Annotated in this window: 1 protein-coding gene; it reads right to left on the bottom strand. The window is 70.3% G+C overall.

Features of this window, described 5'->3' with window-relative positions; translation table 11 throughout:
* Positions 1 to 908: 908 nt before the first annotated feature.
* On the bottom strand, positions 909 to 1,241 hold a 333-nt coding region (locus tag ACFWA7_RS40000), incomplete at its 5' end, for an FG-GAP repeat domain-containing protein (protein WP_385828094.1).

Genomic DNA, 1,241 nt, shown 5'->3' with positions numbered 1-1,241 from the left:
AGCTACCTCGCCGGTCTCCACCTCCGCGCCGCAATGATCTGGGTCGACGACCTACTGAAGACCGCCGAATGATCACGACATCACACAGGCCCTAGCTCCCGAGCTGGTGCTGTCGCACTTCAGGGCGAGTGGGGCGAAGGCTTCTTCGCCCCTCGCCGGCGCTTGCGCCGCACGTCGCCCCGGGCGCGCTCTCCGCCACCGAGTCGGCGCCGTGATCGACCGAGCGACCGCCGTGTCCTTCGCCGACTTCCTCCACGGCGCCGGGCAGACCATGCAGTGGGAAGCGGGACAGGCCAGCCACCCGTAGCGGGCGGGCGGCCGTCCCCGCGTGGAGCGGTCCGCTCATCGTTGTCAGGTGCTACCTCCGTCCAGGTGGTCTGGGCGTGAGCAGTGCCGAGCCGCACAGCTCGCCAGGGCGGGGCGGGTTGTGCTGGAGGGCATGAAAATCACATGGGGGAAGTTGCGGCGGTGGGTGTGGAGCGTCCTGGCGGCACTCGCGGGAATCGGCGCATTCGGTGTGGCGCTGTGGCGAGTGCCCTGGTGGATGGATGCGCACTACCTCCCCGGCCTCCAGCCGGCCCGGGCCACCGTCGTCACGGGCGTGCGCACGGCTCTGCTCGCCCTGGGCGCTGCCGGTCTGGCGGCGGGGTCTGCCGCGGGTGGATCGGCCTCTACCCAGTCCGCCCGGGCCTGCTCATCCAGCTCACCGCCCAGCCTGCCGGGGGCCCGGAACACATCCTGCGGTCCTGGCCTCCGGACGAGACGGCAAGCCAGGACCGCACCTGATCCAGCAGCAGAACTCTTCACCTGACAAAGCCCCGAGACGGGAGTGCCCCGTCACCAGGTGGCGTGAGGTCGCCGGTGGCGGGGCACTCTTCGTGGTGGCGGGTGTCTGCCCGCTGCGGGGTTTAGTACAGGTCGCGGTAGGTGTTCCAGCCGTCGCCGAGCTTGGCGCGGGACTTGAAGCTGCCGTAGCCGTTCGAGTCGTAACGGAATGCCTCGCCGCGGGAGTTGGTGGCGATCAGGTCGGCCCGGCCGTCGCCGTTGAGGTCGCCGGGGGCGGCGAGGTTGTTGAACTGCTGCCAGCCGGGGCCGATGTAGAGGCGCGCCTTGAACGGCGAGGTGGAGATGCCGGTGCCCTGGTACAGGTAGAGCTTGCCGTCGCCGGTGCGGGCGACGACGTCGGCGAGGCCGTCCCCGGTGAGGTCATCGGCGCCGAGGATCTTGTCGTAGGCGTTCCA

This window comes from Streptomyces sp. NPDC059994, assembly GCF_042737755.1.
In the GTDB taxonomy this organism is placed as follows: domain Bacteria; phylum Actinomycetota; class Actinomycetes; order Streptomycetales; family Streptomycetaceae; genus Streptomyces.
This window is presented reverse-complemented; position numbering and strand designations above follow the sequence as displayed.